General features: G+C 69.6%; 19 protein-coding genes. 4 read left to right on the top strand and 15 right to left on the bottom strand.

Annotated elements, in window-relative coordinates:
- Positions 1 to 36: 36 nt before the first annotated feature.
- Positions 37 to 936 (top strand): LysR substrate-binding domain-containing protein, encoded by a 900-nt coding sequence (locus ACU5E9_RS11335; RefSeq protein ID WP_456810017.1) that lies wholly within the window; start codon positions 37 to 39, stop codon positions 934 to 936.
- A gap of 129 nt (positions 937 to 1,065) precedes the next feature.
- Here ACU5E9_RS11335 and crcB read toward each other — a convergent pair whose 3' ends face one another.
- The 7 genes from crcB to ACU5E9_RS11300 form a co-directional block, all read right to left on the bottom strand.
- A complete protein-coding gene (gene crcB / locus ACU5E9_RS11330) occupies positions 1,066 to 1,443 on the bottom strand; it encodes a fluoride efflux transporter CrcB (protein ID WP_456810016.1) in 378 nt (125 codons plus the stop codon).
- Complete coding sequence (locus ACU5E9_RS11325) at positions 1,440 to 1,895, bottom strand: fluoride efflux transporter FluC (RefSeq protein WP_456810015.1); 456 nt, start codon at positions 1,893 to 1,895, stop codon at positions 1,440 to 1,442. Before ACU5E9_RS11325 ends, crcB begins: the two co-directional genes overlap by 4 nt.
- Positions 1,895 to 2,635, bottom strand: coding sequence for a 2,3-bisphosphoglycerate-dependent phosphoglycerate mutase (locus ACU5E9_RS11320; RefSeq protein WP_456810014.1), 741 nt, complete (start codon positions 2,633 to 2,635; stop codon positions 1,895 to 1,897). The genes ACU5E9_RS11325 and ACU5E9_RS11320 overlap by 1 nt, the downstream gene beginning before the upstream one ends.
- A gap of 51 nt (positions 2,636 to 2,686) precedes the next feature.
- Positions 2,687 to 3,223: a universal stress protein gene (locus ACU5E9_RS11315; RefSeq protein ID WP_456810013.1), complete on the bottom strand. Its 537-nt coding sequence runs from the start codon at positions 3,221 to 3,223 to the stop codon at positions 2,687 to 2,689.
- Positions 3,224 to 3,295: 72 nt separating this feature from the next.
- Positions 3,296 to 4,039, bottom strand: a complete 744-nt coding sequence (locus ACU5E9_RS11310; RefSeq protein ID WP_456810012.1) for an SDR family NAD(P)-dependent oxidoreductase — start codon at positions 4,037 to 4,039, stop codon at positions 3,296 to 3,298.
- Positions 4,040 to 4,113: 74 nt separating this feature from the next.
- Entirely contained in the window at positions 4,114 to 4,893 is a 780-nt protein-coding gene (locus tag ACU5E9_RS11305) for an SDR family oxidoreductase (protein ID WP_456810011.1), read from the bottom strand.
- Between the two features lie 30 nt (positions 4,894 to 4,923).
- The gene (locus ACU5E9_RS11300; RefSeq protein ID WP_456810010.1) at positions 4,924 to 5,430 is read right to left on the bottom strand and encodes a MarR family winged helix-turn-helix transcriptional regulator; all 507 of its coding nucleotides are present in this window, start codon (positions 5,428 to 5,430) and stop codon (positions 4,924 to 4,926) included.
- A 177-nt stretch (positions 5,431 to 5,607) separates the two neighbouring features.
- Between ACU5E9_RS11300 and ACU5E9_RS11295 the strand changes: the two genes are divergently transcribed.
- The gene (locus tag ACU5E9_RS11295) at positions 5,608 to 6,285 is read left to right on the top strand and encodes a patatin-like phospholipase family protein (protein WP_456810009.1); all 678 of its coding nucleotides are present in this window, start codon (positions 5,608 to 5,610) and stop codon (positions 6,283 to 6,285) included.
- A 25-nt stretch (positions 6,286 to 6,310) separates the two neighbouring features.
- Here ACU5E9_RS11295 and ACU5E9_RS11290 read toward each other — a convergent pair whose 3' ends face one another.
- Positions 6,311 to 7,141, bottom strand: a complete 831-nt coding sequence (locus ACU5E9_RS11290) for a siderophore-interacting protein (protein ID WP_456810008.1) — start codon at positions 7,139 to 7,141, stop codon at positions 6,311 to 6,313.
- Positions 7,142 to 7,179: 38 nt separating this feature from the next.
- Complete coding sequence (locus tag ACU5E9_RS11285) at positions 7,180 to 7,812, bottom strand: TetR/AcrR family transcriptional regulator (protein WP_456810007.1); 633 nt, start codon at positions 7,810 to 7,812, stop codon at positions 7,180 to 7,182.
- A gap of 157 nt (positions 7,813 to 7,969) precedes the next feature.
- Here ACU5E9_RS11285 and ACU5E9_RS11280 point away from each other — a divergent pair, with 157 nt between their 5' ends.
- Complete coding sequence (locus ACU5E9_RS11280) at positions 7,970 to 9,472, top strand: MFS transporter (protein WP_456810006.1); 1,503 nt, start codon at positions 7,970 to 7,972, stop codon at positions 9,470 to 9,472.
- A 33-nt stretch (positions 9,473 to 9,505) separates the two neighbouring features.
- Here the strand turns inward: ACU5E9_RS11280 and ACU5E9_RS11275 are convergent, their stop codons facing one another.
- The 5 genes from ACU5E9_RS11275 to ACU5E9_RS11255 form a co-directional block, all read right to left on the bottom strand.
- A complete protein-coding gene (locus ACU5E9_RS11275) occupies positions 9,506 to 9,976 on the bottom strand; it encodes a hypothetical protein (protein WP_456810005.1) in 471 nt (156 codons plus the stop codon).
- Between the two features lie 103 nt (positions 9,977 to 10,079).
- The gene (locus tag ACU5E9_RS11270) at positions 10,080 to 10,991 is read right to left on the bottom strand and encodes a carbohydrate ABC transporter permease (protein ID WP_456810004.1); all 912 of its coding nucleotides are present in this window, start codon (positions 10,989 to 10,991) and stop codon (positions 10,080 to 10,082) included.
- Positions 10,988 to 11,926: a carbohydrate ABC transporter permease gene (locus ACU5E9_RS11265; protein WP_456810003.1), complete on the bottom strand. Its 939-nt coding sequence runs from the start codon at positions 11,924 to 11,926 to the stop codon at positions 10,988 to 10,990. The genes ACU5E9_RS11270 and ACU5E9_RS11265 overlap by 4 nt, the downstream gene beginning before the upstream one ends.
- Before the next feature lie 2 nt (positions 11,927 to 11,928).
- The gene (locus tag ACU5E9_RS11260) at positions 11,929 to 13,248 is read right to left on the bottom strand and encodes an ABC transporter substrate-binding protein (protein ID WP_456810002.1); all 1,320 of its coding nucleotides are present in this window, start codon (positions 13,246 to 13,248) and stop codon (positions 11,929 to 11,931) included.
- A gap of 34 nt (positions 13,249 to 13,282) precedes the next feature.
- Positions 13,283 to 15,424, bottom strand: coding sequence for an alpha-galactosidase (locus tag ACU5E9_RS11255; RefSeq protein ID WP_456810001.1), 2,142 nt, complete (start codon positions 15,422 to 15,424; stop codon positions 13,283 to 13,285).
- A gap of 171 nt (positions 15,425 to 15,595) precedes the next feature.
- Between ACU5E9_RS11255 and ACU5E9_RS11250 the strand changes: the two genes are divergently transcribed.
- A complete protein-coding gene (locus ACU5E9_RS11250) occupies positions 15,596 to 16,732 on the top strand; it encodes an ROK family protein (protein WP_456810000.1) in 1,137 nt (378 codons plus the stop codon).
- 1 nt (position 16,733) lies between these two features.
- On the opposite strand, the gene ACU5E9_RS11245 is transcribed toward ACU5E9_RS11250, so the two are convergent.
- Positions 16,734 to 16,919: a hypothetical protein gene (locus tag ACU5E9_RS11245; protein WP_456809999.1), complete on the bottom strand. Its 186-nt coding sequence runs from the start codon at positions 16,917 to 16,919 to the stop codon at positions 16,734 to 16,736.
- Positions 16,920 to 17,050: the final 131 nt, after the last annotated feature.

Below are 17,050 nucleotides of genomic sequence, written 5' to 3'. Positions count from 1 at the left end.
TGTATTCGTAAGTACTGCTGATGTGAAGGTGGCGCCGTGCTGGACGTACATCGATTGCTCCTGCTGCGCGAGCTCGCCATCCGCGGCACCATGGCCGCCGTCGCGGAGGCGCTGGCGTACAGCCCGTCGGCGGTGTCGCAACAGCTGACGCTGTTGGAGAAGGAAACCGGCACCGTCCTGCTCCGCAAATCCGGGCGCCGGGTGCAACTGACCCCGCAGGCGGAGATCCTCGTCGCGGCGGCCGAGGAGCTCTCGAACATCCTGGAGCGCACCGAGGCGGAGCTGCAGGCCTCGCACACCAGCGTGCGCGGCCGGGTGCGGGTGGCCGTGTTCCAGTCCGCCGCGCTGGCGCTGATGCCGTCGGCGCTACGGACGATGTCCGCCGGCTACCCCGACGTGCGGGTGGAAATGGTGCAGAAGGAGCCGGAAGAGGCGCTGCACGCGACCTGGGCGCGGGACTTCGACATGGTCATCGCCGAGCAGTACCCCGCGCACTCCGCGCCGTGGCTGCCGGGTCTGGAGCGGCAGGATCTCACCACCGACGCCATCCGCCTGGCCGTGCCGGCCGGGGCGTCGGGAACGGCGCTGGCGGAGATGCGGGAGCGGGCCTGGGTGATGGAGCCGCGCGGCAGCGCCTCGCGGCACTTCGCCGAGCAGGCCTGCCGGTCGGCCGGGTTCGAACCCGATGTGCGGTACGAGGCCGCGGACCTGCAGTCGCAGATCCGGCTGATCGAGTCGGGGAACGCCGTCGGGTTGATGCCGGACCTAGTGTGGACCGCCCGGGAGACGTCGTGCCGGTTGGTGGACCTGCCCGGGCATCCGCGGCGCACCATCTTCACCGCGCAGCGGGAGGCCGGCCTGGGGTCGCCCGCCGCGAGCGCGTTGTTGCGGGCGCTGGAACGGGCTGCCCGGGAACAGCGCTCACCCGCCGCCTGATCGACACGCGCAAACAAGGAAACAGTGCAGTTATGAGGACGCCTGCGGCCAGGGCGTCCTAGAAAACTCACGACGTCCTCATTTGCCGTCGTCGCTGTGGGCGCAATGGCTGACGGGGAGGACCGGGGACTAGGCGCGCAGGCCCAGCCACAGGCCGAGGAACGCGCACGCCACCGACAAGACGAGCATCCCCAGGCCGTTGAACAGGGCCGGAAGGGAGCGGCGGTCCTGAGCCAGCCGCACGGTCTCGTAGCTGGCGGTGCTGAAGGTGGTGAAGCCGCCCATCAGGCCGCCGCCGAGCACCAGATGCCAGGCTTCCGGCAGCCACAGCGCCAGGGTGAGCCCGGTGATCAGGCCGAGCAGCAGCGAACCGACCACGTTGATCAACAGGGTGCCCACGGGGAGAGTGGTGCGCACTCGCGCCCGCACCGCGCCGTCGATGACGAGTCGCAGGGTCGCGCCGACGCCGCCGGCCAGCGCAACGGCGCCGAAGAGCAGCGGGGTCACGGGGTGGCCGTTCCGTCGCCGGCCCGGCGGCGGTGCAGGGCGGCGCCGGCCGAGATACCGGCCCAGGAGGCGAGCGCGCCAACGATCACGGTGCCCAGGGCGTACAGCAGGGCCGCCCCCAGGCGGTTGTCGGCCAGGAGCAGGCTGGTGTCGGTGGCCAGCGCGCTGTAGGTGGTGAAGCCGCCGAGCACGCCGGTGCCGAGCAGCAGCCGCAGCTGCCGGCGCCGGCCCTCGTCGGGCCCGCGGCGGGTGAGGGTCTCCAGCAGCAGCCCGAGCAGGAACGCCCCGACCACGTTGATGCCCATGATCACCACCGCGACGCCCGCGACCGGCGGCACCGACAGGGCGAGGAGTTCGCGCAGAGCGGTGCCCACGGTGCCGCCGGCGAAGACCAGGGCGAGGGACTGCCAGCGCAGGTGCACGGGCTGCGCCGCCCCGGGTCGGGCGGACATCAGGTGCCGCCGTCGAGGGTGAGGGCCAGCGCTGCCGCCTCGGCGCGTGGGGCGTCGAGGTAACGCCGGTCGCCGCCCTGGTACACGAGCGGATGCCCGGTGGGCAGGTTGAGCCGGTGGATGGTGGACTTGTCGAGGTTCTCGAGCACCGCACAGTAGGCGCGCAGGGAATTGCCGTGCGCCACGACCAGCACGGTCTGCCCGGCGGCGAGCAGAGGCAGCACACGCTCGGTGTGGAACTCGGCCACCCGGCGCATCACGTCGCGGAGGGACTCGGTGCGGGTGAGCGCACGGGCGGGCAGTCCGCGGAACAGGGCGGTGCCGGCGAAGGTGGCGAACTGCTCGTCGGACATCGCCGGCGGAGCGGTGTCGACCGAGCGTCGCCAGGCGAGGAACTGGTCCTCGCCGGCCTCGGCGCGCACGTCGTCCTTGTACCGGCCGGTGAGGGCTCCGTAGTTGCGTTCGTTCAGCCGCCAGTCGGCGCTGATCGTGCCCGCCGGCAGGTCCAGCGCCGCGGCGACGACGGCCGCGGTCTGGCCGGCGCGCTGCAGCAGCGACACGAGCACGGCATCCGGCACCAGGTCGTGGGATTTCAGCAGCCCGGCGGCCGCCCTGGCCTCGTCGGCGCCGGAGTCGGAGAGGCCGGGGTCGAGGATGCCGGTGAAAAGCCCGGCGGCGTTCGCGGTGCTTTGGCCGTGGCGGAGGAGAACAAGGGAACCACCGCTCGGCCTGCTCGTCACCGTTCACCCCAGTCTCGTCGGCCGGTGTCGGCCACGAAAAGGGTACACCGCTCAGTCCGACTCCCACGGCCCGTCGTCGTCGAACGGGACCGGTGACAGCGGTATCACCACGACGGGCCGGTTCTGCCGGTGGGCGAGATTCATCGCGATCGAGCCGGCGAAGAACTCCTGCAGGCTGCCGCGCACGGTGCCGTCGCGAGTGCCGACCACGATCATCGCCGCCCGGAGCGACTCGGCGAGCTGCCCGAGGGCCCGAGCCGGGTCGCCGCTGAGCTGGCGCGTGCTCCAGGTGATGTCGTGACCGCCCAGGATGCGCTCCAGGTGAGCGGCGAGGTACGGGCTGAACTGGGTGGCCGGCGGGGTCGGGGCCGGCGCCGAGATCAACGGGGCATCGCTGAGGGGGTCGATTACCGGTCCGCCGTCCGGGGCGGCGGCGTCGGCGTGGTCCTCCCTCGGGTGCCGGCCCGGGTCCACCCAGGCGCAGACGAGCTCCGCCTCGAAGCGCGCGGCGAACACCGCTGCCTGCAGCACCACCCCGTCGGCCTGACCGGGATAGACGCCCACCACCACACGGGTACGGATGCTCATGGCGCCCAGAGTGACAGAAGACCCCGCCCCGCGGTAGGCCCCTATCCAGGGAGTTCGCGGTGTGCCGCCCGGTCAGTGCAGCTTGATCGTTCCACCATCGACCATGAGGGTCTGACCGGTGATGTAGGTCGAGTCATCGGAGACCAGGAAAGCGACCGCTGGAGCGACATCAGTGCCCGGGTTGCCGAACCGGCCGAGCGGGATCTTGGCCAGCGTCTGCTGGTACAGCTCCGGGAACGCCTGCGACCAGGCCTGCACCCCCTCGGTCATGGCCATGGGGCACACGACGTTGACGCGAACGCCGTCGGGTGCCCATTCGTTGGCGACCACCCGGCTGAGGCCCCGGATCGCTTCCTTCGCCGCGGCGTAGGCAGCCTGGGTGGGCTGCCCGTCAAGGCCGGCACCGGAGCCGAAGTTCACCACAGACCCCGCGGTCTTTTTCAACTCCGGGTATGCGGCGCGCATGAAGTTGACCGTCGCGCGCAAACCGGTGTTGAAGGACAGATCCCACATCTGTTCGGTGAGCTCGAGAAACGGTGCCTGCCGCGAGGCGTGGGCGTTGTTGATGAGTCCGTGCAGCCCGCCGAAGTGTTCCACAGAGGCGCCGACAGCCAGCTCGGCTAGTGCCGGGTCGGATACGTCGCCCTGCAGGAAGACCACGGCGTCGCCGAATTCGGCGGCCAGCGCCTCACCGGCCTCCTTGGCCAGGTCCACCATGACCACTCGGGCGCCGCGTTCAACGAACGTGCGGGTGATGGCGCCGCCGATGCCGGCTGCTCCGCCGGTGACGATGACTGTCTTGTTTTCAAGCTGCATAGTAGTTCTCCGTGGTGAGTGCCCAGCCCCCGAAGGGGGGGGTCGCGGGTGCCGGGCGATGAATCGGGTGTGGGTTACCAGGTGCTGTCGCCGCGGACAACCGCGTCGTATCCGCCGTCGACGAAGATGACCTGGCCGCAGAGGTGTGAGTTCTCCTCGTCGGCGAGCCAGACGAGCAGCTTCGCGGCCACGTCAGCATCGAACGGGCCGTTGAGCGGCATCGGGACCTGCTCGTTCAGCCGGGCCCGGCCTTCGGGGGTGGCCACCAACTCGGCGGTCATCGGGGTGAGAACGACCCCGGGCGCGATCGCGTTCAGGGGAATTCCGGCGCCGGCCCATTCGGGCGTGGTCGCGGCCTTGCGAAGCCACCGGGCCAGGGCCCGCTTGCTCGAGGAGTAGATCTGGTGCGCGGTCTCCGGAGCCGTGGCGAGTTCTGCGGCGCGGGCCAGTGCATCCTCCTCGGTGCCTTCCAGCAGGTGCTGCACCAGCTCCTCGTCGTAGGCCTGCAGTGACGCCATCGAGGCGACGGCCACGGCACGCGGGGCGGAGGACCGGGTCAGCAGCGGGCGGAGGCCCTCCAGGGTCGCGACGGTGCCGTAGTAATTGACGGCGGCCGTGACGGGGATCGGATGGCTGAGGCCGGCGACGGCGATGACGCCATCCAGCACGCCCCCGGACAGCTCCGTTGCGGACGCGATCAGGAGTTCTCGGCCCTGCACAGTCGACAGGTCGGCGTTGATGTCGGAGTCCTTGAGGTCGGCGCCGATGACGCGATGTCCCCTGGAGCGGAGGAGGGTGGCGGTGGCCTTGCCGATGCCGCTGGCGGCGCCGGTCACGAGGTAGGTGCGGGTCATGGAGTTTCTGCTTTCTGGTCAGTGGTGGGTTCAGGTGTCGGGCGCCTCGACGCGGATGGCGTATTCGAACGCGTCATCACGGAAGCGGCGGAGAAGTCGGTTGAAGTCGGCCCGATCGGAGTCCGACCAGTGGCGCATCAGGTCCGCCATCATCGCGTCGCCGGCCTGGGTCAGTGCGGCTGCGGCAGCCGTTCCGGCGGGTGACAGGCGCAGCAGGGTGGCGCGGGAGTCGTCGGGGTCGGGTCGTTTCTCGATCAGACCGTGCGAGCTGAGCCGGGTGCTCAGCTTGGAGATGGCGGAGGCGCCGACATGCAGGCGCGACGCGAGGACGGAGGCGCGCTGCTCACCATCACGGGCGAGCACGGTGACGGCCACGATTGAGGTCGGGTCCAGATCGATTCCCGCTCCGACGGCCAGCCCACGAATGAAGGTTCCGGAGGACCATAGGGAGAAGACCTCGAGCAGGGCCCCGAGTTGCGCGGATCGATACGCCTGAGCAAACGGTGGCAGCGAGGCGTCCTGGCTGGCTGGGGTCACGGCGTCACACCTTCCCTGGATTGTGCGGGGGCGGGGCGCCGACGCATTATTTACTGTCTTCGAGACAGCATATAGCATTGGTCCCGCCGTGCAGGGTTCTTGTTCTGCAGTTGGATCGGGGCGGCAGTAGCCTGACCGAGAGCCGGTGTGCAGCATCCCGGCCGCAGCGTCGGAGGGGTGGCCGGTATCGCCTGGGAGGTGGGCATCCTCGCCGGGGTGCCCTACGAAACGTCGCCCGGATTGGGCATCGGTGACCTGCTCCGGCTCTCCCGCGCCCAGCTCCTGGTGCGAAACCCCGAGCAGGCCGCACGACGGCTCGGCCGGCTCGCACTCGGTGCCGATGAGAGTACAGCCGAGCGGATGCGCCGCATCGTCGAGGCCCGGCTGCCGGTGCAGGAGTGGACGGAGACGTCCCTGGGCATTGTGGCGGTCGACGCTGTATCGGGTGCGGTGCGGGTGTTCACCCGGCAGGACGGCGTGCCGCTCGTCGACGCCGTTACGGCCAGCTGCGCGGTGCCGCTCGCGACGGTTCCCGTCGCCATCCAGGGCCGCCGCTACCTCGACGGCGGGATGCGCTCAACCCTCAACCTCGACCTCGCACCCGGCGCCGGCCCGGTGATCGCGCTGGCACCGAGCACGGCCGCGATCGGCCCGTGGGCGCGCATCCCGAAACAACGCGCGGCCCTCGGCGCTGGCCGCCGGGTGGAGGTGCTGCTGCGCGACCCCGCCTCGAAGCGGGCGCAGGGCCGCGACGTGATGGATCCCGCCATCGTGCCGGCGCTCGCAGCCGCGGCCCGCGAGCAGGGCCGCCGCGAGGCCCCGCGCGTGCGCGCCGCGCTCAGCCCGGCGGAGTAGGCCTGGCCGAGCACTCCGGACCGGGCTATGCCGGAACGGGGAGGATCACTCCGACCGGCTCGCGCTTCTCGGCCTGGAATTTGTCTTCGGTGCGGCCCTCGGCCCAGTAGCCCGACAGGGACAGTTCCGACCGCTGCACGCCACGCGCGGAGAAGACCTCGCGCAGGCCCTTCATCGCCGAGCGCTCGCCGTGGGCGAAGACCTGCGGCCGGCCGGGCAGCCAGCTCGCACCATCGACCGCGTCGACGAGCAGGTCGGGGCCGGCGCCGAACAACCACTGCACGGCCACGGCCGGCGGGGCCTCCAGTTGCAGGATCTCGCTGGCGTCGGCCACCTGGATGACGGCCAGGCCGGTAGCCGTTCTCGGCAAGGCCTCCAGCGCCGAGGCGATGGCGGGCAGCGCTGACTGGTCGCCCGCGAGCAGGTGCCAGTCCGCCTCGGGGGTCGGGGCGTACCCGCCGCCGGGGCCGGAGAGGGTCAGGGCATCGCCCGGCTGGGCGGCGTTCGCCCACGGCCCGGCCAGGCCCTCGTCGCCGTGCACGACGAAATCGATCGACAGCGTGCGGGCGGCCGCGTCGACGTTCCGCACCGTGTACGTGCGCGTCACCGGCATGTCCTCCGGTGCCAGGATCTCTCGCAGGGCCGGCACGTCGTACGGCGGGGTCAGCCCCAGTTCTGGCTTCGCGAAGTAGATCTTCACGTACTTGTCGGTGGACTCGTTCGTCACGAAGTCCGCGAACTGCTCGCCGGACAACACGATGCGCACCAGGTGCGGGCTGAGCTGTTCCCGGCGCACGACGTTCAGGGTGATCTGCGGTCGGGCGGGTCGAGCCGGGCGGGCTGTGAAAGTAGTCATCGAGAGCAACCCTAAGTTAGGACACCCTCACTTCACAATCAGACCGAGGTCATAAGGGTGGCGAGAACCTCGCCGAGCGGGGCGCGCAGGTCGTCAGCGCTCGCCGAAGCCAGCGGTTCCAAACCCGTCGAGGAACGCAGCAGAACGACGCCCAGGGCGGTGGCCATGGCGATCTGGGCCCGCAGCAGCAGGTTCTCCTCGTCGGGGCTTCCGGCGATCCATCCGGCGGCGGAGGCGATGCCCTCGGTGAAGGAGCGCAGGGTGCTCAGCCGGATCTGGTCGGCCCGGTCGTCGCCGGAGGAGCGCAGCAGGAGGAGCAACTGCATGGAATGATCACCGCTGGGCTGGTCGGACACCCGGGTGAGCATCTTCTCTAGGGTCTGTTCGATCGTTGCGGTGGACCCGGCGGGGCGGCCGAGATCTTCACCCACCCGGCGGAGGCAGGCTTCGAAGAGGCCTTCTTTGGAGGTGAAGTAGCGATTGATCAGCGCCACATTCACGCCGGCCTCGGCGGCGATGTCCCGCACCGTGGTGGTGGTGTAGCCGTCGCGGGCGAATCGGCGGCGGGCGGCGTTGAGGAGAAGCTGCCGGGTGCTGGCGGCATCCCGGGACCGGCTCACGCCAGGGGTCTCTGATTCCTGCTCGGCACTGAGCACTGGCGGTACGCGCATGGTTCCATTTCCTTCCGGTTCCCTCCTACGGTACAGGCATGTTTCCGCGATGTAAACGAATGTTGACTTGACCGGATGGTTCGCCTACAGTTCCTAAGTCAGCAATTGTTTACATAGAGCCCGGAGTCCCATGTCGCACACTGTTCAGGAGCCCATCGTGGGTTCACGTCCGCCGAAGGCCGGCCCCAAGGTCAACAGCACCCTGCTGGTGCTGTTCCTCTCGCTGGGCGGGTTGTCCTTCGCCGTGCTCCAGTCGCTGGTCGCCCCGGCGCTCGCCACCATCGGGGAAGACCTCGGCGTCTCCACCGGTGACGCGGCCTGGGTGCTCACCGCCTACCTGCTCTCCGCCGCCGTGCTCACGCCCATCCTCGGGCGGCTCGGTGACATGGTGGGCAAGCGCCGCATCCTCATCATCGTTCTCGCCCTCCTGCTGGTGGGCACCCTGCTGGCCGCCCTCGCGCCCAACCTCGGTGTGCTCATCGTTGCCCGTGCCCTGCAGGGAGCGGCCGGCGCCATCATGCCGCTGTCGATCGGCATCGTGCGTGACGAGCTGCCCCGGGAGAAGGTGGGCGTGACCATCGGCCTGCTGTCGGCGATCTTCGGCGTCGGCGCCGGCGTCGGTATCGTGGCCGCCGGGCCCATCGTCGAGAACCTGTCCTGGCACTGGCTGTTCTGGCTGCCGCTGGTGCTCATCGTCATCGCCCTGCTCGGCGTGATCTTCGGGATGCCCGAATCGCCGGTGAAGACCCCGGGGCGTCTGGACGTTCTCGGCGCCGGCATCCTCAGCGTGGCGCTCGTGTCGTTGCTGCTCGCGATCGGCGAGGGCGCGAACTGGGGCTGGGACTCGTTCGAGACCATCGGCCTGATCGTCCTCGGTGCGATCGCCCTGGTCGTGTTCGTGTTCGTCGAACTGCGGGTGGCGGAACCCCTGATCGACATGCGCCTGATGAAGGTGCGCGGCGTGTGGACGGCCCACATCGTGGCCCTCATCTTCGGCTTCGCCATGTTCGGCACTTTCGTGCTGGTGCCCACCCTGCTGCAGCTTCCGGCCGCGACCGGCTACGGCTTCGGCAAGTCGGTCTCGGAGGCCGGCCTGTTCCTGCTGCCCACCGTGCTGATGATGGTGGTGTTCGGCCCGCTGGCCGGGATGCTCGTGCGCAAGTTCGGGCCGAAGCCGCCGATGCTCCTCGGCGCCGTCTTCGTCACCATCGCGTTCGTCATCCCCGGCATCGCCCACGACCAGATGTGGCAGATCGTCGCCTCCGGCCTGTTCACCGGAGCGGGAATCGGCCTTGCCCTGGCCTCCGCCTCGAACGCCATCATCGAGAGCGTCCCCGCCGCGCAGACCGGCGAAGCGATCGGCGTCAACACCATCGCCCGCACGATCGGCAGCAGCATCGGCACCGCCGTGATCGCCGCGCTGATCACGTCGAACAGCACCCCGCAGGGACTGCCGACCGACGACGCCTTCTCGATCGGATTCTGGGTGTGCACCGGGGTGGCCGCCCTCGCGGTGCTCGGCGCCGCGGCTGCGCCGTCGATGCGTCGGCGTCGCCAGCAGGCCCTCGCCCTCGGCGTGCAGGACTTCCCGGACGAAGCCGACGAGGTGAGCATCCTGCACCCGCGCACGCACCACGCCGCGGACGCACCGCACAGCTGACCCGGCGAAGCGGATGCGTCGGGGGAGCGACGGCTAGCCGAAGCGCAGGATGCGGAATCCGGCCGCGTCCAGGGTGGTGAGGCCCAGCCGCTGCCGCAGGGTGCGGTCCTTGAGGTCGGGGCCGATGCTCGAGAAGGCCAGGGCCACCTGGAAGAGGACCTCTGCGGCCACCAGGCGCTGCAGTTTCGGGGGAGCGAGCTTCGACCGGGCGCTCTGCACGACCACGATCCGCACGGCGGCCGGCGCGACCTGGTCGTCCAGCTCCCGGAGCATGGTGGCCGCCTTCACGAGGGAGGAGCGCCGGGCGTCGCGTTCGACGGCCAGCACGACCACATTCGCCGGCTGCTCCGCCGACGCGTGATCGGTCACCGGGAGGTTCGCCGTGCGGGCGCCCTCGCGCAGCACGCAGAGGAGTTCCTCGGCGTCACCCTCGAGCAGGATCGGCACGCTCAGCACGTGTGCGGCGATCGCCCGGGCCTGTTCGGCCCGCTTCTTTCTCGACATCCACCCTCATCTCTCCACCCCATCATCTCGCGAGCAGTGAGAAGGGCCCCAAGAATCGCAAGATTCTGGGGCCCAACTCACGGCTCGCGGGATGCGTGGGTGGTTACTTCACCGAGCCTCGGGTGACTCCGCTCACGACCCACTTCTGGGCGATGACGTAGACCACCAGGAGCGGGGCCAGGGCCATCAGGTAGGACGCGAACGCCACCGGATAGTTGGTGTTGAACTGGCCCTGGAAGATGAACTGCGCCAGCGGCAGGGTCTGCGCCGACGGGTCGGAGAGCACCACCAGCGGCAGCAGGAAGTCGTTCCACGCCCAGACGCAGGTGAGGATGCCGACGGTCGCGTTCATGGGGGAGAGCAGCGGGAAGATCACCTTCCAGAACACCATCCAGGTGCTCGCGCCGTCCAGCCGCGCGGCCTCCTCCAGTTCCACCGGGATGGAGTTGATGTAGGCCACGAAGATGAAGATGTTGAACGAGAGCCCGTAGACCGTGTACAGCAGGATCAGGCCCACCGGGGTGTCGATGCCCAGCAGCGCGGTCTCCTTCACCACCGGCAGCATGATGATCGGGAACGGCACGAAGATCGCCGCGAGGAAGTAGAAGTACAGCCCCTTGAAGAACTTCTTGTGCATGTTACGGGCGATCGCGTAGGCCACCAGCGAGTTGGTGAGCAGGGTGAGGAACACCGCGCCGACCGTGATCAGGGCCGTGTTCATCAGCGCCCGGGGGAAGTTCGTCAGCTGGTAGGCATCCGCGAAGTTCTCCCAACGGATGCTGGTGGGCAGCTCGAACCCGGTGCCGCCGAGCTGGTCGGGCGTCTTGAGCGCGGTGACGATGGTGAAGTACAGCGGGATCAGCACGGTGAGCGAGCAGACCGCGATCAGGGCGGTGAGCCACCAGTTGGTGCCGCCGTTGCCGCCGTCGAGGCGCCGGCGGGTGCGCGGGGCGCGGGCGCCGGCATCCGTCTCGGCGGGCACGGGTGCGGTCGTCTGGGTGAGGGTGTCGGTCATGAGAAGCTCGCCTCCCGGCGCTGCAGGATGCGCAGCTGGAGAAATGAAACGATGATGATGACGAAGAGGTAGACCACGGCGTTGGCCATCTGGTACCCGTACTCGCCGCCCTGGAAGCCGCCGCGGAAGATCACGAGGGCGATGGATTCGGTCGACGTGCCCGGGCCGCCCGCGGTGAGGGCCACGATCTGGTCGAAGACCTGCAGGAACGACTTGAACGAGAGCACCATGTTGATGGTGAAGTACGCGCCGATCAGCGGGAAGGTGATCGAGCGGAACCGGCGCCAACCGGACGCGCCGTCGATGGCGGCCGCTTCGTAGAGGTCGGCGGAGATGGTCTGCAGCCCGGCCAGGTAGAGGATGACGTTGAACGCCGCCGCCTGCCAGACCGTGGTGATGACGATACCCACCCAGGCGAAGTCCGGGCTGGCCAGGAGGTTGCCCGAGAGCCCCGGCAGGCCGAGCGCGGTGAAGATGGCCGGGAACGAGTTCGCGAACAGGTAGTTGAACACGTAGCCGATGATCAGGATGGCCAGCACGTACGGGATGAAGAACACCCCGCGGAACGCGGCCTGGAACTTGATCTTCGAGTTCAGGCCCAACGCGATGGCCAGCGCGATCACGTTCACCAGGAGGGTGGACACGATGGCGAACCCGAACGTGAAGCCGTACGAGTTGAGCACCCGGTCGTCCTGGAAAAGGTTGATGTAGTTCGAGAACCCGACCAGGTCCCAGGTGCCGTACCCGGCGTAGTTGGTCAGGCTGAAGAACATGCCCGAGAGCACCGGGATGGTGTGCAGGGCGAAGAAGATCACAACGGCCGGCACCACCATCCAGTAGAAGGTGCGCGGTGTGCGGGCGATGTTCGACCTCACCCGGGGTGGTGTACCGGGTGACGCGGCGGGCGTCGTCGCCCGCGTGGCAGTGGCGGTCATGCTCACTTCCCCTGTCTCTGTGTGGTGGTGCGGGCGGCGACCTTGTCCCATTCGGAATCCAGGTCGGCCAGGAAGGTCTCGGTGTCGCCGGTGATCACCAACGTCTGGAGCAGGTTCACCAGCGGCACCGCCGCGGGAATCTGGTGGTCGATGAAGCCGATGATCTTTCCGGCACTGAAGTACGGTTCGAGGCCGGCCAGGGCGGGGTCGTTGTTCGGTGCGGCGTCCAGGAGCGGCGAGAAGGTGCTCTGCGCTTCGGAGTACGCGGCCACGACGTCGGGCGACATCAAGTAGTCGACGAACTTCTGCGCCTCCGCGGCGTGCGGGGTGTTCCGGCCGACCATGATGCCCACGTCGACGCCGGAGACCACGACGCGGCTGTCGGCGTCGTCGGTGACCGGGTAGGGGAAGGAGCCAATGGCGGCGTCGGGGTTGTTGGCACGGATCGCCGGGATCGCGTACGAGCCCTGCAGGTACATCGCCGACTCACCGTCGGCGAAGGCCTTGTTGCCGGCGTTGTAGTCGCGGCTGGCGAAGTTGTCCTGGCAGTAGTCGAACAGCGTCACCTCCTTGTCGGCGGCGTCGGCGAAGTCCTCCGCGAACGACACCGTGCTGTCGCCGCTGGTGCTCTCCTCGCGGAGAGTGTCGAAGAAGCCGTCGGGCATCAGCGTGCCGCCGAGGTTGACGAAGGCGGGCGACGCGGTCCAGGAGTCCTTCAGGGTGCAGTAGAACGGCGAGACCCCGTTGGCCTGGAACGTGTCGGCGGCGGCGACGAGCTCGGTCCAGGTGGTGGGCACCTCGACGCCGTTGGCGGCGAAGATGTCGGGGTTGTAGAGGATGCCGCTGGCGTTGCTGGCGAACGGCAGCGCGTTGACCTCGTCGGCGCCGTCGGCGGCGCAGGTGCCGAGCGACTGCACGATGTCCTGCACGGCCGGGTTCACCGTCTCGGCCACCGGTGCGGCGCTGAGGTCGGCGAAGATGCAGGCCCGGGCGAGTTCGCCGTAGTTGCCGTTGACGTTCAGCGTGAGAACGTCGGGCACCTTGTCCTTCACCAGCAGGGTGCGGATGGCGGTGTCCGGGTCGGGCACGGAGTTCTGTATGACCTTGATGCCGGGGTTCTCGGCCTCGAAGTCCGTGATGATGTCGGTGAAGTTCCCCACCGCTTCGGGCTTGAACTGGAAGAAGTTCAGCGTGACCTGGTCGGCGCTGCCGGCGGATGTCGCGCATCCGCTGAGCGCGACCAGGGCCGCTGCCGCAACGACCATCGCGGTGGCCCGCCGGCGTTTCGGCCGGGAATGGGGCATGGTGCGGGGGGATTTCATGGCGCCTCCTTGCGCTCGGTCCGCCTCAGCGGACTCAGACGGACGTGATGTGGAAAACTGCGAGGTGTTCAGGGAAGAGCACGGGCCCCTGCAGGCCGATCGTGCGCAGGGCCTTGCCGGTGAGGATGAGCGGCTGCTCGGCCCAGACCAGCGGGGACTGGCCGTTGCCGATGCCGGTGAACTCCCGGTTGACCAGGCTCACCCGGTATCGGGTGTCGTCGGCCAGGCCGGTGAAGCGCAATTGGCCGACCGGGTACGCGGCGCTGGTGGCGACCAGGCTGAAGACGAACATCGCCTCGCCCCGGTCGGCGGAGACAACGCCGCGCAGGTCTACGGCCGGGTCGGCGTGGTCGACGTGCACCGAGGTGCCGGTGTGGAAGAGGGCGCGGTTGGCCGTGTAGAGCTCGATCCAGCTGATCAGCTCGGCCTCGTCGGCGGCGGAGAGCGCCGCGATGTCCCACTCGATGCCGAGGTGGCCGAACAGGGCGACTCCCGCGCGCAGCGACAGGTCGTGCCGGCGGCCGGTGGAGTGCGACTCCGGGCCGCTGATGTGCGCCCCCATCAGTTCGTAGGGCACCAGCAGGCCGGTGTACTTCTGAATGGTGAGGCGCTCGATCGGGTCGATGCAGTCGCTGGTCCAGATGCGGTCGGTGTGGTCGAGGATGCCGAGGTCGACGCGGGCTCCGCCCGAGGCGCAGCTCTCGATCTCCAGGCCGGGGTGGCGGGCCTTCAGCTCGTCGAGCAGGGCGTAGAGGGCCACAACGTTGTCGTGCACGGCGGCAGTGCCGGAGCGGGTGCTGCCGGCGTCGACGAGGTCGCGGTTGTGGTCCCACTTGAGGTAGCCGATCGGGTACTCCACCAGCAGGGCGTCGAGCTTGTCGAGCAGGTAGGCGTAGGCATCCGGGTGCGACAGGTCGAGCACCTGCTGCTGGCGGCCCTCGACAGGCAGCCGGCCGGCGGCCTGCAGCAGCCAGTCCGGGTGCGCGCGGGCCAGGTCGGAGTCGGGGTTGACCATCTCGGGTTCGACCCAGAGGCCGAACTGCATGCCGAGGCCCGTGACGGTGTCGATCAGGGGGCTCAGGCCGTCGGGCCAGACATCGCCGTCGACCCACCAGTCACCGAGGCCGGCGGTGTCGTCGCGACGACCGTGGAACCAGCCGTCGTCGAGCACGTACCGCTCAACGCCGACGCGGGCGGCGGCATCCGCCAGCGCGGTGAGCCGGCCGAGGTCGTGGTCGAAGTAGACGGCCTCCCAGGTGTTGAGGGTCACCGGGCGGGGCGTGGCGGGGTGCGTGGGCCGGGCGCGCAGTCGGGTGTGGATGCGGGCGGAGAGTTCGTTGAGGCCGTCGCCCCAGGAGGCGATGACGGTGGGGGTGCTGTAGCTGGCGCCGGGGGCGAGGCGGATCTCGCCCGGGGCGAGCAGCTCGCCGGCCTGGAGGAACGCCGACCCGGTGACGAGTTTCTCGGCGGCGAGGCGGTGGTTGCCGCTGAAGGCCAGGTGCACCGCGTGCACGAGGCCGCGTTCGAAGCCGAAGCCGGGGGTGCCGGCTGCCAGCAGCAGGGTGGCGTCGGCGCCGGGGCGGCCCTTGCGGCTGTCGCGCTGGTGCCGGCCCTGGGTGAAGGCGTGCCGCTGCGGGGAGCGTTCGCGCAGGTGCCGGCCGGTGGTGTCGAGGATCTCGGTGGCGCTGGCGGGCAGCGGCAGGGTGACGGCGAGGTCGACCAGGTCGTAGTCGTCGCCGCCGGTGTTGGTGACGGTGAGGGTCTGGCTGAACACGCCGGCGGCGTCGATGGCGAGGTCGGCGCGGAGGGCGAGGTGGCTGATCGGGTCGGCGGCCTCGATGGTGACGCTGGCGGGGGTGCTGGCGGCGGTGCTGCTGAACGAGGTGGCGCGGAGCGCGGGGGAGAAGAAGCGGCCCTGCCGGCTGCCGGTGAGGCCGGGGGTGCCCTGCCAGCCGTTCGACTCCTGCGGCAGCACGGTGAGCCGGGCCGGCTGGTCGAGACCGCCGGAGACGCGCTGGGCGCGGGTGGCGCGGGCGATGTCGCTGAGCTCTCCGGTGGAGAGGTCGCCCTGGTCGGCTCCCCAGAAGAGGATTTCGGGCATCCCGTCGCCGATCAGGTCGACGATGACGCTGGTTCCTCCGTTGCGGAGGTGGGTGACGGTGCTGTCGTGGTGCATGTCTTATTTCTATATTGCAAGGAAGACGGTTGTCAAGCACGGGCAATAACGGGTTTGTCACGCTAAATCTCTTCAATAGCGCACGCCTTTAGTTCAACTTGCAATAAACTGGGGTCTGATCAGGCCGGGCGCTAACCTGATCGAATCACTGCCCAGGAAGGTGCCCAGCCCATGTCATCCCTTGAGTCCGCCGAGCGCCGGTACCGCACTCCGTCGAGCGAGTTGGCGCGCGAGGTGCTGATTCACGGGCCTATCCTGCGCAGCGTGTTGGCCCAACGACTGGGCCTGTCGCTGGCCACGCTCACCCGGCTGGCCCGTCCGTTGCTCGACGGCGGCCTGCTGGTGGAGGTGACCGAGCAACTTGACGGCGGCATGGGCCGCCCGGCCAAGCCGCTGGACGTGCGTGCGGATGCCCGGCAGTTCCTGGGCGTGAAGCTCACCGGCGACACCGCGGTCGCGGTCACCACCGACCTGCGGGCCACGGAGGGCCGCCGCGCCGAACGCGCCTTGCCCAGCCACGAACTGTCCGACGTCGTGGCGGTGATCGTGGAACTCGCCCGCGAGCTTGCGAACGAGCAGGAGTTCTCCGCCATCGGCATCAGCATCGGCGGCCAGGCCTCCGACAACCGGGTGGTGGACCGCGCCCCGTTCCTGGGCTGGCGCGGCGTGCCGCTGGCGGATGCCGTGGAGGCGCAACTGAACGTGCCGGTGATGGTCGAAAACGACGTCGTGGCGCTGGCGGCGGCCGAGCACTGGTTCGGCCTGGGCCGTGGCTTCTCCAACTTCGCGGTCCTCACCGTCGGCGCCGGAGTCGGCTACGGCCTGGTCATGCACGACCAGGTCGTGAGCACCTCGGAGGCCGGCCTCGGGCTCGGCGGGCACTTCCCCCTCGACCCCAACGGCCCGCTCTGCTTCCTCGGTCATCGCGGCTGTTCAACGGCGATGCTCACCATCCCGAGCATCCGGTCGCAGGTGGAGGTGGCCCTCGGGCACCCGGTGAGCTACGCCGAGGTGCTCGACCTGGCGCAGGGCGGCAACCCGGTGGCGCTCGCCGTGCTGCGGGCGGCCGGCACCGCGCTCGGCCGGCTGGTCGCGGCCGTGGCCAACCTGGCCATGGTCGAGCACGTCGTGCTGGCCGGCGAGGGCCTGGGCTTCCTGGAGATCGCCCGCGCCGAAATGGATGCGGCGATCCAGGCCGACCGCGACCCCGAGGCCGCCGAGGTCGACGTGCTCCTCGACGCGAGCGGCTTCATCTCCTGGGCGCAGGGCGCTGCGGCCATCGCCATCCAGCGCACCGTCCTGGGATGACTCAACGCTTGCGGGCGCCCCTGCCGGTCGAGCTCCGGGACGGACGGGTCGGCGTGTTGCGGGCGCGCGTCCGACGGGCATCCGCTGCGCGCAACCGCTCGGGGTCACCGTTGCCGCCGCCCAGCCAGTAGACGACGACCTGGGCGACCTCGGTGACGAAGGCGGCACCCCGCAGCATCAGTTTCATCCGCCCACCCTAACGCCCCACCACACCCGCGAGCCGTGAGCTGGGCCCCGGAATTCGCGAGACTTCGGGGCTTGGGCCACGGGTCGCGGAACCTCGGTAGCCTTGCTGTGTGGCGACGCTGGGGAGATACC

The organism is Cryobacterium sp. AP23, assembly GCF_054075385.1.
The sequence above is the reverse complement of the archived record's forward strand: the minus strand, read 5'-3'. Positions and strand labels throughout refer to the sequence as shown.

Excerpts from the sequence above, each read along its gene's own strand:
- ACU5E9_RS11325 (WP_456810015.1), bottom strand. The coding sequence starts at position 1,895 with ATGTCCGCCCGACCCGGGGCGGCGCAGCCCGTGCACCTGCGCTGGCAG.
- ACU5E9_RS11315 (WP_456810013.1), bottom strand. The coding sequence starts at position 3,223 with ATGAGCATCCGTACCCGTGTGGTGGTGGGCGTCTATCCCGGTCAGGCC.
- ACU5E9_RS11310 (WP_456810012.1), bottom strand. The coding sequence starts at position 4,039 with ATGCAGCTTGAAAACAAGACAGTCATCGTCACCGGCGGAGCAGCCGGC.
- ACU5E9_RS11305 (WP_456810011.1), bottom strand. The coding sequence starts at position 4,893 with ATGACCCGCACCTACCTCGTGACCGGCGCCGCCAGCGGCATCGGCAAG.
- ACU5E9_RS11290 (WP_456810008.1), bottom strand. The coding sequence starts at position 7,141 with ATGACTACTTTCACAGCCCGCCCGGCTCGACCCGCCCGACCGCAGATC.
- ACU5E9_RS11285 (WP_456810007.1), bottom strand. The coding sequence starts at position 7,812 with ATGCGCGTACCGCCAGTGCTCAGTGCCGAGCAGGAATCAGAGACCCCT.
- ACU5E9_RS11275 (WP_456810005.1), bottom strand. The coding sequence starts at position 9,976 with ATGTCGAGAAAGAAGCGGGCCGAACAGGCCCGGGCGATCGCCGCACAC.
- ACU5E9_RS11270 (WP_456810004.1), bottom strand. The coding sequence starts at position 10,991 with ATGACCGACACCCTCACCCAGACGACCGCACCCGTGCCCGCCGAGACG.
- ACU5E9_RS11265 (WP_456810003.1), bottom strand. The coding sequence starts at position 11,926 with ATGACCGCCACTGCCACGCGGGCGACGACGCCCGCCGCGTCACCCGGT.
- ACU5E9_RS11260 (WP_456810002.1), bottom strand. The coding sequence starts at position 13,248 with ATGAAATCCCCCCGCACCATGCCCCATTCCCGGCCGAAACGCCGGCGG.
- ACU5E9_RS11255 (WP_456810001.1), bottom strand. The coding sequence starts at position 15,424 with ATGCACCACGACAGCACCGTCACCCACCTCCGCAACGGAGGAACCAGC.
- ACU5E9_RS11250 (WP_456810000.1), top strand. The coding sequence starts at position 15,596 with ATGTCATCCCTTGAGTCCGCCGAGCGCCGGTACCGCACTCCGTCGAGC.
- ACU5E9_RS11245 (WP_456809999.1), bottom strand. The coding sequence starts at position 16,919 with ATGAAACTGATGCTGCGGGGTGCCGCCTTCGTCACCGAGGTCGCCCAG.